This is a genomic window from Shewanella vaxholmensis (assembly GCF_031932135.1).
GTDB lineage: Bacteria > Pseudomonadota > Gammaproteobacteria > Enterobacterales > Shewanellaceae > Shewanella > Shewanella hafniensis.
The window spans coordinates 69,179-82,607 of record NZ_JAUOEV010000007.1; the positions used below are offsets into that span (position 1 = coordinate 69,179).

Consider the following 13,429-nt stretch of genomic DNA (forward strand, 5'->3'; position numbering starts at 1 on the left):
AGTGGGGCTTCTTCAAGCAGAGGATTGAGATTAGTGATTATAGAAACGTCGACCTTCGCGCATCACTTCAATCAACTCAGGCGCACTCATTTTCTTATTGAGCCTATGTTCATAGTTTTCATCGTAAATACGGTATTTGCCGTGGCGGTCAATCACTGTCACTTCCGCTTCTTGATAGATAGCAAAAATACGGCTATCACCTATGTAGATCCACGTTTCTTTACTCGGTTGCAATAAGCTGCGGCCAGCGCTGTAATCTGTGGTGTTATTGGTGCAGCCGAGCACGTGGGTCATCAAAGTCGGCGCGATGCCGTAATGGCTAGTGCGGTATTTGACCTTAGACGCGCCCGTATTGGGCCAGTGGATCACTAAGGGTACTTTGACACTCTGTGGTGACAGATTGCGATTCGCTTCGTCACTATTACTGGTGAACATCTTGCCATTCACCCCTGTGATAATCACTAAGGTATCCTTGGGCACATTGGCCAGCATTGCCTTAAGTTGTTGATCGACAAAATACAGTGATTGGCGATATTGATTAAACAGCACCTTTTGCGCTGGCATCAGGGCGGGATCGGCTTTTACTGTTTCAATGCCAAGGAAACCCACGGGAGTATCGAAATTCTCTGGTGCTTTTAAGTTAACAAGTGCAAACCAAGGTTTATTTTGGATGCTGTGCCACTCGTTAAAACTGGCCACAGTGTGCAAGTCGGCATCGGCGCTGCCATTGGTTTCTTTGGCAATCACAGGATTAAAGTCATTAAACATTGCCTGTGAAGAACGCAAATTAAGATTGGTTTCAGGCAGGAAAAGCCCCAGTTCATAACCCGCTTGCTGGAAGCTTCTGGTCATTAGCGGACTGGTGCTATTAAAAATTCGCGCATCGCCATAACTGCCTTGCAGGCCGTAGAGTAGCGAAAACATGCCGGTTCTAAATTGGTTGCCGCCGCTGAAATGCTGGGTAAAAGACTGATTACTTTCAGTGTATTGCTGCAAGAATGGCATGCTTTTACCATCGACCATATCGGCACGCAAACTATCGATGGTGATCATCAATACATTGATTTTAGCGTCAGCTTGGCAGGTCAGTGGCTGCTCGGGATAATTGAGTACACTGGTATTGTGATTGACATCGTCACCTTGTGACGAGCCATCAATACCGTGACTTTCCATAAAGGAGCGCGCAGTCGCAGGGTATGATAAAGGATAAGTATCATCGAAACGGGTAATTTCAGTGATGTCGGCGGCATCGGCCCAAATGTGGATCAAGTGGCTACTGACAAAACAGATACCCACTAAGGTGATGACTTTATTGCCTAAATTTAGCTTCTGGATTTTCTCTATTCGCTTCCACAAAAAGTTCGCTGCCGTAAGCTCAATAGCAATAATGGCGAGTGGCGTGACGATATAGGAAGTGCCGTGGAGCAGGGCATTGAGATCCGCCCAGGCCAAATCGAAGGCGAAGGGGCTCAAGTGCATGCCGTAATCGGCGTAAACAATAGTATCGTACAATAAGATACAGAGACTTAGGGTCGCGATCACCGCCGCGACACCTCTTAATATCTTCGAATAAGGCAATATCAAGGTCAGTGGGAACAGACAGATCAAATAGGCAATAAAGGCGAGAAAGCTAAACTGACCAATAGTGCTGACGCTTAGATAAACCCAGCCATACCAAGTTTCTGGATAACCCACGCTGCCAAGATATCGGCTGCCGACTATCATGGCTAATATGCCATTGAAGAAGGCGAACCAATGTCCCCAGTTGATGAGCCGGGAAACCCGATCGCGGCTCATTTGCTTTTTTCGCTCGACCATAGTGATCCGCTTATTCCTAAAAGACCTTGTATCTTATATTCTTTTGACGATGATTACCCAGTTAACTTACTGGGATTTAACCGATTGTGCGAGTGCTTTTGCAAATTGTTCGGCCACGGCTTGGCGCGATTCACTGGGCACTTTACGTTCTAGCAGGTTTGTCACGCAGTTACCCAATGCCATCAGGCTCAGGTCAGTCGGTGCTTTATGCTTTTCTAACACAGCCAATATTTCGGCGATTAATGATTCAACTTGGGTGTTTGAGTATTTCGATTGGATTGCCATAATCAAAAAATGTTTCACTTTGGAATGGATTAGCGGCATATAATAGCGGATTTATCCCAGTATCACTATCAGGGCTTATGAGTATTAACATCGAACACGCAATTATTCACGAGATTTCTCAGGACAGTCAGGGGCAATTACGCTGCCGTTTGCGTCCTCAACCTCTGCTGAACGGTCAGGCGGTCGAGGTGATGCTCGACGAGTTGCATCAAACTTATACGGGAAAGGCCGGTAAAGGTTTTGGCTATTTTGGTATCCATGGCGACGACGGTGAGGCCAATCCTGCTTTTGCCAATGCGTTAACTCAATACCGTGGCGGCGATTTAGGGTTTGTGGAATTTTCGGGCCAAGCCAGTAAATTGCTGCAAGAAGAATTGTCGAAGTACGATTTCAGTCAAGGCGGTTTTTTGCTGATGTCTTGCTACACCAGCATCACCAGCGATTATCTGTTTGTCGCCTTATTAAGTGCTAAGTCATCGATGACTGTGCTAGACGATATGGAACTGTCGCAAAATAACCATTTGGATTTAAACAATATCCAACTGGCGGCACGTATCGATTTGACCGAGTGGCAAGCCGATAAAGACTCGCGTAAATACATTTCCTTTATCCGTGGCCGCGCGGGACGTAAAGTGGCCGACTTTTTCCTCGACTTTATGGGCTGCGTCGAAGGTGTCAACACTAAGGCGCAAAACAAAACCTTAATGAATGCGGTTGAAGATTTTGTTGCCAGCAGTGAGTTGACGAAAGACGAGCGTCAGCAGTGCCGTAATAAAGTGTTTGAATATTGCAGTGAGCGCTTCGATGAAGGCGCTGACATTGAGATCAAAGACTTGGCCGATGAGTTAGCCGATCAAGGTATGGATTCTTTCTACGATTTTGCCCGTGGCGGCAGCTATGATCTCGATGAAGAGTTTCCGGCCGACAAATCAACCCTGCGCCAATTGAAGAAGTTTTCAGGTACTGGCGGCGGCGTGACGTTAAGTTTTGATGGCGGCCACTTAGGTCAACGGGTGATTTACGATCCCATCTCGGACACGATTTTAATCAAAGGTGTACCTGCAAACTTAAAAGATCAGCTTGACCGTCGTCTTAAAGGCGAATAAACCGCGATAAACCTGTTGGTTTAATCAAGGTAACGAACGTGAAAAGGCCGAGAGTGTCTACTCTTGGCCTTTTTGTTGGGTCTGTTCCGTCCTAAATAGCGTTGTCGATTTAGTGACTGTTACTACTTTAATAGCTCACTGCTAACTGGCTTGCTACTCATTGGATCATGACTAAAAGGCACTGGGCGCGGTGTGTTCTTGTTGGATGGCGGTAAAATCGGCAAGGTGATCTGAGGTTGATCCCCCGTCAACGAGACGAGAAAGGCCACCATCTCTAGATTTTCTTTGTCCGACAGTTTTTGGCCTAATTGAATATCGGCCATAGTGTTCACCGCTTCTTCTAAGGTCCAGACACTGCCGTCGTGGAAGTAGGGATAGGTGAGTTCAATATTGCGCAGTGTCGGCACTTTAAAGACAAACTTATCGGCTTCTTTACCTGTGACGGCGATACGACCTTCGGCGGGATTATTAGTGTGGAAAGGTTTAATCAATCCCATCTTCATATACATAGTGCCACCGACGGCTGGACCGTTATGGCAGCTTACGCACCCTTTGCTCTTAAACAGTTGGTAACCCGCTTTGGCATCCACACTGATCGCATCTTGCTTACCCAATAAATATTGATCGAACGGACTATTTGGCGTGACTAAGGTTTTTTCAAAGGTGGAAATTGCATCGGTTAAGCGATCAATCGTGACGTTTTCATCGCCATAGACTTTGGCAAAATGCGCCCGATAGGCAGGCATAGAGGCAATAGTTTGTGTCGCGAGTGCATGGCTATAGCCCATTTCCTTCGGATTCTCGATAGGGCCAGCGGCTTGCGCCTGTAAATCACTGGCGCGGCCATCCCAAAATTGCGCCAGCATATAATTGGCATTGAGCACTGTGGGCGAGTTAATCGGGCCTTGTTGCCAATTATGGCCAACAGAGGTTGGTAGTGCATCGACTCCGCCAGTGGCTAAATTATGGCAAGAGTTACAGGAGATGTAGCCCGATTTGGATAGCCTTGGTTCGAAGAACAGCATTTTACCGAGTTCAACTTTCTCCGGTTCGGTGACTTTCACCGCTTTTATCACTTCGATGGGTTCAGCACTGATGGCATGGGCACTGGCGAAAATACCCGCAATGAAAATAGCAATAGATGTGAGTTTGGTCATCTTGTTTTCCCTGTATAACCTTAGTTAAATTGTGGTTTACAGAGGGATGGTAGAGGTTAATGTTAATAATTGATAACACCTTGTTTCGATTGGGTCTATCGCTGTTGCGGATTAAGCTTTTGCGATCTCATTCGCTGTTTTGACTGTGTTATTTTGCTAGGTTGAATCCTGTTTCGGTTAGGGTTTTATCTGTTAATCGGCAAGGTCGATGCATAGTGACTTTTTTGTCTATCAATATCTGATGATTACCCTGTTTTCTCGATTAATATCTCGCACGATTAAGGTCGTGATAAACCCAAACAAGCAAAATCTTGGACGCGGGCGTGTTAAGGCGTGGGATATTGGCACCGTTAGCGTTGAAAATGGCGGACTCATTTTCGGGCAAATGCACTTTTTGTTAGAGTTAATGCAATACTTGGCTTGAGTACCTGATACAAAAATAGAGACTCAACCCAATACAAATTTGCGGCAGAGCTGATTCATTTGTCGCGACAAGCGGCGGAATTGATTAGAATCTCCATTCATGTTGAGTTTACTCGTTTTGGGTACTCAAGTTAGCACGCTCGGCCATCGCTAAGTGGTGCTTTCAAATTAAGTAGGTGGACTGTTTTTCTGCCGAGGAGCGTTAATGCAACTGTTTGTCAAAGATTTAACTGTGATCGATTTTTCCTATTTGTGCCCAAAGCGCGGCATGGTGGGAGAGAGTTGGATTGTCGATGTTCTGCTTGAGGGCGGATTAGACGAGCAAAACATGGTGCTCGATTTTGCTAAGGTGAAACGCACCATCAAGCAGACCATAGATGCGGTGGCCGATCATCGTTTACTCGTGCCTACGGCGTGCAGCAGTGTGCGTTGGCAGCAACAGGGCGATAGAGTGTGGATGGATTTTGATAGCCAGTTAGGTGAAATCCATTTGGCCTGTCCTTCCCAAGCCTTTGCCTTAGTGCCGACCGAACAAATTGATATTCCAAGCGTGAATGCTTTTTTACAGAAAGCGTTACGCGAAGCCTTACCTAAGAATGTCGAAGGGATCACGCTCACCTTGAGACATGAAATCCTCGATACGCCTTATTATCATTACAGCCATGGTTTACGTAAACATGATGGTAATTGCCAGCGTATCGCCCATGGGCATCGTAGCCCAATTCATGTGTTTGAAAATGGCAGCCCAGCACCAAAGTGGGATGAGTATTGGGCCAAGCGCTGGCACGATATTTATTTAGGCAGTGAAGAGGATTTGGTTTCTGTTGACACCCTGAATTTATCGTCGCAAACGCGGATCACCGACGACAGCCATTATGGTTTCCATTACCAAGCGCCCCAAGGGGATTTCCAATTGGCGATGCCAAAGGAAGGCTGTGATTTAATTCCCCACGACACGACGGTTGAGTTGTTAGCCGACTATATTGCCACGACACTCGTCGCTAAAGTGCCTGGTAGTCAGTTTAAAGTGGTGGCATTTGAAGGTGTGGGTAAAGGCGCGATTGTGTCTAAGGGATAAGCTTGAGTAATGGCGTCGAGTAAATATAAATTACTTGCTCAATGAGCCTCGGCAGATTGTCGGGGCTTTTTTGTGTCTTCATAACCTTAGATAAAGCGCGATTGCTATTGTATGCAATACATCATTAGCTATTTACGCCGCTGTAGATCGATTTTTATGGCGGGTTAGGTTAACGTGACGCATGGGTTTAATCGGTCAGTGTTTAGTGATTCAGTGTTAGTGATGAGTCAGTGATGTGCTGGTGATACGTTAGTGTCGTGCAGAACGCATTCAGTGGGCATTGCCCTGAGTTGACCATCGATAAGGATTTTTGTGAAGATGTCCAAGAGTAGAATATTAGGAACTCAGATTTTGGAACCTATTGGTTTGGGAAACGTTTCGGGAAGAAATAAGATGTTGGGAAATCGTTTATCGGCATTATTCACTTTGGGCCTAGTGCTCATAGCGCCTCAGGTGCAAGCAGCGGTGAGTTTGCAAGGCAAACTAGAGCAAGGCGCATTAATGCGTGGTCAAGCGCCAGCGGGCACTCAGATTAGCTTAAATGGTGCAGCCATTAAGGTCACGCCTGACGGTCATTTCGCCTTTGGTTTTGATCGCGATGGCGAACTGAGTCAGCAGCTAACCTTAGTTTATCCCGATGGTTTGACTGAGGTTAAGCCTTTAACCTTAACCAAGCGTGAGTACAAGATTCAAAGTGTCAAGGGCATTAGTTCTAAGATCATGAAGCCCGATCCCGTCGCGCAGGAAAGAGCGGCGAAAGACACGGCGCAGGTCAAAGCGGCGCGGGCCACATTTAGCGAGCAAACGGCCTTTTTACAGGAGTTTATTTGGCCGCTGACAGGGCGTATTTCCGGGGTTTATGGAAGCCAACGTATTTATAACGACGTACCCGGTAATCCACACTTTGGTGTGGATGTGGCAGCGAAAACGGGCACTGTAGTGGTGGCGCCCGCCGATGGTGTGATAAGTCTGTCTGTGCCCGACATGTTTTATTCGGGTGGGACTATGGTGATCGATCATGGTTACGGCGTGAGTTCGAGCTTTTTGCACTTGAGTAAGCTGTACGTCAATGCGGGTGAAGTGGTTAAGCAAGGTCAAGCCGTGGCAGAGGTGGGCGCAACAGGTCGTGCTAATGGCCCGCATTTAGATTGGCGAGTGAACTGGTATCAAATGCGCCTCGATCCCACGACCATAGTGCCACCCATGGCAACTGTGCTGGCGAATGAGAAAGCTAACAAAGCGGCTAAAAAGGGCTAGATACAATATACAGTTCTTGCACACTAAAATGGCGCAATGATGCGCCATTTTTTATGATTCTTATCCTTATCCTTATCCTTATCCTTATCCTTATCCTTATCCTTAGCACTCAGTGAGTTGGATTGTTATAGACTCGTTTCAACTGTCCGCTTGCAGATTATGAGTTTCAATCGATTAGCTTAAAAAGATTACTTCAACAATGGATGATCGGCGGGTAGCTGGCGGGTGATCCACAAAATCAGTTTGTGTTTCATGTTTGGCCCATCTTCTTTATCTTTGGCCAGTGGCTGGATTAAATTGTCTGTGACCAGTAAACGGTAAATACATTCCACTTTGTCTTTGGGCGAGATGCCCTTGTCGAAGTCCGCATATCCGCGTTTTTTGGCATATCCAACACCGATTTCCATGGCGAACTTCAATATTTGCGCTTCGTTCTTGTGTGGCTTCATTGGCGATCCTCTGTTTGCACATCGAATCCATCAAGTGGATTCGATAATGTGTGCCTGATGGCTTCTGCGAGTTATACGTCCTAAGTTACGCTAAATATGCTGTTTTCTAGATTTAATTTTGGCAATTTTTGACAAAACGACCAAAAAATGGGCCTAAAAATAATCTGAACACTGAGTCTGATTAAATAGTCATCAGCTCAGGTCATCACTTAGGCATTATCTTCGATTTTGACTTAGTTTTTGACTAAGTTTTTAATTCAGATTTTAACTCAGGTATTCGCTATGGCGAGTGCGGCAAGTGCCAATGGAAATCTAAGCTCAGTGTTCTCTTCTTTCAGATTTTAAGTCCGCCTAAAACACCTTCGCTACATTTGCTCGCTGGCGATCACCGCTTTTATGCCATGGGGATGCACTTTAATGCACACATCATCGCGTTTAAAGGCGATAGTCGGATTGGCTAAACGCTCTTTATCTCCTTTGGGCGAGCTCATCTTAATTTTTATCCCAGCAAGGGATGCTAAGCCTTGTGAACTTAAGTCTAGTGAGCTTGACAGAACTGGCTCAGCAGCCTGTTCAGATGGTAGCAAAGCGCTGAGTTTGGGACACAGGGTGAGCAAATCTTGGCTCAGGGTATCGCACTCCTTCGCTTTTGAATCAATGACTAGTTCTATGTGTTCCCAGCCTTCCTGCGGATAGACTTTGTCGCTGGGGTAGGGAAGTTCAACACAGGCAATGCTAAATTGACCGAGCGTGAGTGGGGTATCCAGTTCGATGATCAGAATCGTACGGCCATTGATGATATTGTCTGAAATGATCTTACCGACGCAGCTAAAGGCATCGCGCAGGGCATCGGCACTGGCGATGGAATTGACACGCAGCGCGACATGATCGCAAACCAGTGCTTTATCCGCTAAGTCTAAGGTTTCAAGTAAGGCTAAAATCTGTGCTTCGAAGGCGGGCCAGCTTTGGGTTAATTGCTCATAGTTGATGCTTGTATTCTGCGGCGCGGCAGCTTCATTGGATGATGACATAAAGACTCCAAGTTATTTATTATTGCCGTAAGTTTTTATCCCTTACACAAACTAACGGGGATAAAACAGCTAACGATATGATGTAAATGGTTAAATAAAAACGCCCATTAAGCTGGGCGTGTTTGATATCGTGCAATTATCTATTTGGCGTGTTGCCATCGGGAAGTTGGCTAAAGTTACGGCCAAATCTCAATCGGCGTTCCTTCATCGACAACTTTCCACACTTCATCCATTTCGGCGTTGGTTATCGCGATACAGCCGTCGGTCCAGTTGTATTGCTGGGCTTGTTCTGGCGTCAGCGGCGACTTAGGGTTCTGGCCGTGGATCATGATCATGCCACCGGGTCTAATGCCTAAAGCTTTGGCTCTGAGTTTATCTTCTTCATTGGGATAGGAAATATGGATCGATTTATAATAGGCACTGTCTGGCTTTTTATAATCTAAGGTATAACGCCCCTGTGGTGTGCGTTGATCGCCTTCCTTTAATTTGTGTCCTGCGGGCAAGTCACCCATGGCAATGCGATATTGTTTGAGTATTTTGCCATCGCGCAATAAAGCCATACTGGATTCGGATTTTGTGATCACCACAAGATCCACTTTACCCATGCCAGAGGCATGTAATACGGGTGAAACAAGTGCCGCGATAGTCACAGTGAGGGTGGTCAATGTGGAAAGTAGGGTGGCGCGCATGAATTCCTCGGAAATTAACACTAGTTGTTGGCTTTTTTCGGCATCATACCGCAATTTTATCCTGCTGTGAGTAGATAATTTTGAGCTGAGTGCAATTGCATGGCAGACTCGTGGGATATTTATGGTGTAATACCAATCGTATTAAATATCTGTTCATTCAGCGGGAGTTCAACGCGCTTTAGACAAGGCGAAGGCTTGAAGGCATAGTGGTGCTCTGTCGAAAGCCTTAAACGCAGTATAAAGCGCGTTGCCATGTAGTGAACATCAGCCGCCCTTCGGGAGCCACACAGGCATCCCACTCCCGTGTTGCATTGACTTAAAAGGGAATAACCATTTCTGCGTCAATGCGCCTTGGATTGAGATGCCTGTGAGGCTCTGAACTGATTAGATATTTAATGTGATTGGTATCATCCCAGTGTTACTTAGTTTGTTGCAAGGAAGTCAAAGTTTGTATGTCTGAAAATATCGAATCCGAAAGCCCATTAAAACGTCAATTACGTACCATTATTTTTGGCACTGATACCCCCGCTGGCCGCTATTTTGATATCGCCTTAATGGTGTGCATTGTGCTGAGTGTCGGTTTGGTGTTCCTCGATACGGTAGAAATGTTCCATCGTGAATATGGGCAGATTATTCGCGTCTTGGAATGGGTCTTTACTGTCATCTTTACCATTGAATATGGTCTACGTTTGTACTGTGCGACTCATCCCGTGTTATATGCCCGCAGCTTTTATGGCATAGTCGATTTGTTATCTGTATTGCCAAGTTATCTGGCGTTACTGATCCCTGGCGCTAACTTTACCTTAGTCATCCGAATTCTCAGGTTATTCAGGATTTTCCGCGTACTCAAATTACTGCGTTATTTGAGTGAAGGGAATGTGTTGCTTAGAGCCATGATGCAGTCGAGTCGTAAGGTCTTTATATTTTTCTTCTCGGTCAGTTTGATCGTTATGGTGCTCAGTGCGGTAATGTATGTGGTTGAAGGGCCTGATAATGGATTTAGTTCAATTCCTAAATCTGTCTACTGGACAATTGTGACTATTACCACTGTCGGTTACGGCGACATTACCCCTAAAACGGGATTAGGTCAGGCGATTGCCGCTTTTACTATGTTGATTGGTTACTCGATTATCGCGATCCCTACGGGGATTTTAACCGCGGAGATATCCCAAGAAGTGGGGCGCCATCGAGATTTACGCTCGTGCAATCAATGTCATAAAACCGGCCACGATCTTGATGCCATGTACTGTAGCCGCTGCGGATGCGAGTTAGATAGCTTAGATGTCCCCGTTGAAAATGACGCTTAGTCATTGTTTTAGCAAACACTTATTATTTTTGCAGGTAACACACACGTATGACGCAAGCCAAGTTTGTTGAAGGCCCCATATTACGTCACATCTTAGTGATGAGTTCGACTGCTGCTGTGGGGATTTCTGCCTTATTTGTGGTGGATTTACTGGATATCTTTTTCCTGAGTTTATTGGGGGAGCATGAGCTTGCAGCGGCTGTGGGTTATGCTGGCAGCATCTCCTTTTTCACGACATCCATTGGGATAGGCTTATCAATTGCTTTAGGCGCTTTAGTGTCTCGCTCGATTGGCGCAAAAGATGTGGTGTTAGCAAAGCGGCTATTGCTCAATAGCGCTGTTGTGACAACGCTGATTAGCGTGCTGGTGGCCGGCGTGGTCACTACCTTCATCCCTGAGTTGGTTGCCTTAGTGGGCGCAAGTGGCCATACGGCTGAGCTCGCTGCCAGCTACTTGTATATCTTAGTGCCTTCCTTGCCCTTTATTTGTCTTGCGATGGCGCTCGGCGGGGCTTTGCGCGCCGTGGGTGATGCTAAGTTATCCATGATGTCGACCTTAGCGGGCGGCGGCGTTAATGCTGTACTCGACCCGATTTTTATCTTCTTGTTCGCCATGGGGATAGAAGGTGCGGCATTGGCATCCGTTTTAGCGCGGGTGGCGGTATTTTTAATTGCTGGCCGCGGCGTTGTGGTTAAGCATAAGTTGTTAGGTCATTTCGATAAGGCGCACTTTATCGCCGATCTAAAACCTATCTTTGCCATTGCGGGACCCGCGATGTTAACTAATGTGGCAACGCCTATCGGTAATGCCTTTGTGACCCGAGCCATTGCCGATTTCGGTGACGCTTATGTGGCGGGCTGGGCGGTATTAGGGCGCTTAATCCCGGTGACCTTTGGGATGATCTTTGCGCTCTCGGGCGCGATTGGCCCTATTGTTGGGCAAAACTTCGGTGCGGGGCAGTTTGACCGAGTGCGCGAGAGTTTAACCCGCGCCATCCAGTTTTGTACTGTGTATGTGTTGGTGATGTCTCTGTTGCTGTTTGTGCTTAAGTCGCATTTGGTCAATGTGTTTGATATGAAGGGTGACAGCGCCGACCTTATCCACTTCTTCTGCAGTTATATCGCGGTTTTCTTTATCTTTTCGGGGATTTTATTCGTGGCGAATGCATCCTTTAACAACCTCGGCAAGGCTAAATATTCCACCCTATTTAACGTCGGTAAAGCCACCTTAGGCACAGTGCCTTTTGTGTATTTTGGTGCACTCTGGGGCGGAGTTTACGGCGTATTGATTGGGCAAATATTAGGGTCTATTTTGTTTGGCACCTTAGGTGTGTGGGTTGCTTATCGTTTAGTGGATAAAGTGGCGGCGCAGGCCCAGTTCTCCGCGATGGCGAATGTCGGCGGCGTTAATGCCGTTCCCTGCAATGTTGCGCTGACTGAGGAAGAAGAAATCGCTAATTGTGTAGCGGAGAACTTGCCGAGCGCGACCAATCCGCTTTCATCCTCTTGCGTGCAGATGGCGCAATTAACCGAGGAGCAAGAGAGTGAGTCGGTATTGCCGATAACGTATTTAGAAGAAGGCAAAAAGCCGAACTGACTTTATCAGTTAATAGTTCACTTGTTTTAGTGACGCTCCAAACTGTCAAATAACGTTATTGAATCAAACATAAATACTCCAGCTGCTTCACCGCGCACCGTTAGGAATACTGAAAAACAAAATGCCACAAGTTTGCTTGTGGCATTTTTGTTTTAAGCGGCGTTTGCAGTTAATCGAGTCGGGTTAACAATGCAAAAATAGGCCGCTAGAAAGCGTTATTCTGCGGTACTGTTTATTCTTCAATGCTTGGCGTGTCTTTTTGGCCTTCGACTTGTTCAGTCGTGGCTTCTACTGCCGCCATTTTTGCGCGATCGGCCTTAGAGATGTAACCTGATTTCGCTGGTGAGCCGATAGTCACGGGATCGACTTTATTCAGTCTGGCCTTAGCGCGTTTAGCTATTTTCTTGATGATCTTTTGTTTCTTGTTCATGACGTCTCTAATTTCGTTTCGCACCCGCTATGCGCAGGAATATGAGGCCAAGGGCTCAATTGAGGGCGGATTCTAACTCAATCTGAGCTAACTGACTATGTTTTGCTGAATTGTTTTACTGAAAACTGTCGAAAAGAACCGCAACTTTTTGGCGGTCAATTTTGCAATAGCGCATTTTCACGGGAGTTTGACTCAGAGGGCGGTACAACGTTTAGTGCAATCGATGTCGAGTATTTTGCGCTACCTGCTGTCAGTAGGCGTTAAAAGCCATTATATTGCCCCGCATTATTAGTTCGATAAACTGACGCTAATGTCATTTTTATTTCTCCTGTACTACCCGAGGATAAGCTGTGTTACTCACTAAAATCACTTTTTTCGAGCGTTTTGAACACGATATCTTAAGTGGCACGAAAACCATTACCCTGCGCGATGAAGCCGAATCCCATGTGATAGCGGGACAAATTCTGCCTGTGTCCACCTTCGAAACGGACCGCTGGTTTTGTGATATCCAGATAATCGATGTCACGCCAGTAAAGTTAACTGAGCTCACCGAGGTACATGCTAAACAAGAGAATATGAGTCTGCCACAGCTACGCGATGTGATTGCAGAGATTTATCCTGGCCTTGAGCAATTGTTTATGATCCGCTTCAGGATTTTGTTGCAGTAATCTGTCGCAGTAATCTGTCACAGTAAAATGTGCAGTGAGAAATTCTCGCTAAATGCGTAAATAAAAAAGGCTGCGCTGCAGCCTTTTGGTTCATTGTTTTAATGTCATTTGCTTCAAAAGCAAATTCAGTTGTGCC

At 46.2% G+C, this 13,429-nt stretch carries 13 protein-coding genes; 6 read left to right on the top strand and 7 right to left on the bottom strand.

Annotation, left to right across the window (positions count from 1 at the left end):
- Positions 1-30 precede the first annotated feature (30 nt).
- Positions 31-1,818, bottom strand: a complete 1,788-nt coding sequence (locus tag Q4Q46_RS08375) for a DUF3413 domain-containing protein (RefSeq protein ID WP_311905699.1) — start codon at positions 1,816-1,818, stop codon at positions 31-33.
- Between the two features lie 66 nt (positions 1,819-1,884).
- Complete coding sequence (locus Q4Q46_RS08380) at positions 1,885-2,103, bottom strand: YejL family protein (protein WP_011847036.1); 219 nt, start codon at positions 2,101-2,103, stop codon at positions 1,885-1,887.
- Positions 2,104-2,180: 77 nt separating this feature from the next.
- Between Q4Q46_RS08380 and yejK the strand changes: the two genes are divergently transcribed.
- A complete protein-coding gene (gene yejK, locus Q4Q46_RS08385) occupies positions 2,181-3,209 on the top strand; it encodes a nucleoid-associated protein YejK (protein WP_006081997.1) in 1,029 nt (342 codons plus the stop codon).
- A 122-nt stretch (positions 3,210-3,331) separates the two neighbouring features.
- Here the strand turns inward: yejK and Q4Q46_RS08390 are convergent, their stop codons facing one another.
- Entirely contained in the window at positions 3,332-4,366 is a 1,035-nt protein-coding gene (locus Q4Q46_RS08390) for a cytochrome-c peroxidase (protein WP_012587451.1), read from the bottom strand.
- Between the two features lie 628 nt (positions 4,367-4,994).
- Between Q4Q46_RS08390 and Q4Q46_RS08395 the strand changes: the two genes are divergently transcribed.
- Positions 4,995-5,867, top strand: coding sequence for a 6-carboxytetrahydropterin synthase (locus Q4Q46_RS08395; protein ID WP_006081995.1), 873 nt, complete (start codon positions 4,995-4,997; stop codon positions 5,865-5,867).
- Between the two features lie 393 nt (positions 5,868-6,260).
- Positions 6,261-7,124 carry a M23 family metallopeptidase gene (locus Q4Q46_RS08400; protein ID WP_311905700.1) on the top strand — a complete coding sequence of 288 codons (864 nt, stop codon included), beginning with the start codon at positions 6,261-6,263 and terminating at the stop codon, positions 7,122-7,124.
- 188 nt (positions 7,125-7,312) lie between these two features.
- On the opposite strand, the gene Q4Q46_RS08405 is transcribed toward Q4Q46_RS08400, so the two are convergent.
- From Q4Q46_RS08405 to Q4Q46_RS08415, 3 genes are all read right to left on the bottom strand, one after another.
- Positions 7,313-7,573 carry a DUF5062 family protein gene (locus Q4Q46_RS08405; protein WP_006081993.1) on the bottom strand — a complete coding sequence of 87 codons (261 nt, stop codon included), beginning with the start codon at positions 7,571-7,573 and terminating at the stop codon, positions 7,313-7,315.
- 365 nt (positions 7,574-7,938) lie between these two features.
- Positions 7,939-8,604 (bottom strand): VOC family protein, encoded by a 666-nt coding sequence (locus Q4Q46_RS08410; RefSeq protein ID WP_311905701.1) that lies wholly within the window; start codon positions 8,602-8,604, stop codon positions 7,939-7,941.
- A gap of 176 nt (positions 8,605-8,780) precedes the next feature.
- On the bottom strand, positions 8,781-9,293 hold the full coding sequence (locus Q4Q46_RS08415; protein ID WP_311905702.1) for a L,D-transpeptidase family protein: 513 nt from the start codon (positions 9,291-9,293) through the stop codon (positions 8,781-8,783).
- A 452-nt stretch (positions 9,294-9,745) separates the two neighbouring features.
- On the opposite strand from Q4Q46_RS08415, the gene Q4Q46_RS08420 reads away from it, so the two are divergent.
- Positions 9,746-10,600, top strand: a complete 855-nt coding sequence (locus tag Q4Q46_RS08420; RefSeq protein WP_311905703.1) for an ion transporter — start codon at positions 9,746-9,748, stop codon at positions 10,598-10,600.
- Positions 10,601-10,647: 47 nt separating this feature from the next.
- Complete coding sequence (locus Q4Q46_RS08425) at positions 10,648-12,195, top strand: MATE family efflux transporter (protein ID WP_311905704.1); 1,548 nt, start codon at positions 10,648-10,650, stop codon at positions 12,193-12,195.
- 232 nt (positions 12,196-12,427) lie between these two features.
- On the opposite strand, the gene Q4Q46_RS08430 is transcribed toward Q4Q46_RS08425, so the two are convergent.
- Positions 12,428-12,625, bottom strand: coding sequence for a DUF2986 domain-containing protein (locus Q4Q46_RS08430; protein ID WP_311905705.1), 198 nt, complete (start codon positions 12,623-12,625; stop codon positions 12,428-12,430).
- Positions 12,626-12,975: 350 nt separating this feature from the next.
- On the opposite strand from Q4Q46_RS08430, the gene yqfB reads away from it, so the two are divergent.
- The gene (gene yqfB, locus Q4Q46_RS08435) at positions 12,976-13,293 is read left to right on the top strand and encodes a N(4)-acetylcytidine aminohydrolase (RefSeq protein WP_006081987.1); all 318 of its coding nucleotides are present in this window, start codon (positions 12,976-12,978) and stop codon (positions 13,291-13,293) included.
- Positions 13,294-13,429: the final 136 nt, after the last annotated feature.

What these genes read in the sequence shown, in the direction of transcription:
- Q4Q46_RS08430 (WP_311905705.1), bottom strand. Translation starts at nt 12,625, where the DNA reads ATGAACAAGAAACAAAAGATCATCAAGAAAATAGCTAAACGCGCTAAG.
- Q4Q46_RS08375 (WP_311905699.1), bottom strand. Translation starts at nt 1,818, where the DNA reads ATGGTCGAGCGAAAAAAGCAAATGAGCCGCGATCGGGTTTCCCGGCTC.
- Q4Q46_RS08380 (WP_011847036.1), bottom strand. Translation starts at nt 2,103, where the DNA reads ATGGCAATCCAATCGAAATACTCAAACACCCAAGTTGAATCATTAATC.
- Q4Q46_RS08420 (WP_311905703.1), top strand. Translation starts at nt 9,746, where the DNA reads ATGTCTGAAAATATCGAATCCGAAAGCCCATTAAAACGTCAATTACGT.
- Q4Q46_RS08410 (WP_311905701.1), bottom strand. Translation starts at nt 8,604, where the DNA reads ATGTCATCATCCAATGAAGCTGCCGCGCCGCAGAATACAAGCATCAAC.
- Q4Q46_RS08400 (WP_311905700.1), top strand. Translation starts at nt 6,261, where the DNA reads ATGTTGGGAAATCGTTTATCGGCATTATTCACTTTGGGCCTAGTGCTC.
- yejK (WP_006081997.1), top strand. Translation starts at nt 2,181, where the DNA reads ATGAGTATTAACATCGAACACGCAATTATTCACGAGATTTCTCAGGAC.
- Q4Q46_RS08415 (WP_311905702.1), bottom strand. Translation starts at nt 9,293, where the DNA reads ATGCGCGCCACCCTACTTTCCACATTGACCACCCTCACTGTGACTATC.
- Q4Q46_RS08425 (WP_311905704.1), top strand. Translation starts at nt 10,648, where the DNA reads ATGACGCAAGCCAAGTTTGTTGAAGGCCCCATATTACGTCACATCTTA.
- Q4Q46_RS08405 (WP_006081993.1), bottom strand. Translation starts at nt 7,573, where the DNA reads ATGAAGCCACACAAGAACGAAGCGCAAATATTGAAGTTCGCCATGGAA.
- Q4Q46_RS08395 (WP_006081995.1), top strand. Translation starts at nt 4,995, where the DNA reads ATGCAACTGTTTGTCAAAGATTTAACTGTGATCGATTTTTCCTATTTG.
- Q4Q46_RS08390 (WP_012587451.1), bottom strand. Translation starts at nt 4,366, where the DNA reads ATGACCAAACTCACATCTATTGCTATTTTCATTGCGGGTATTTTCGCC.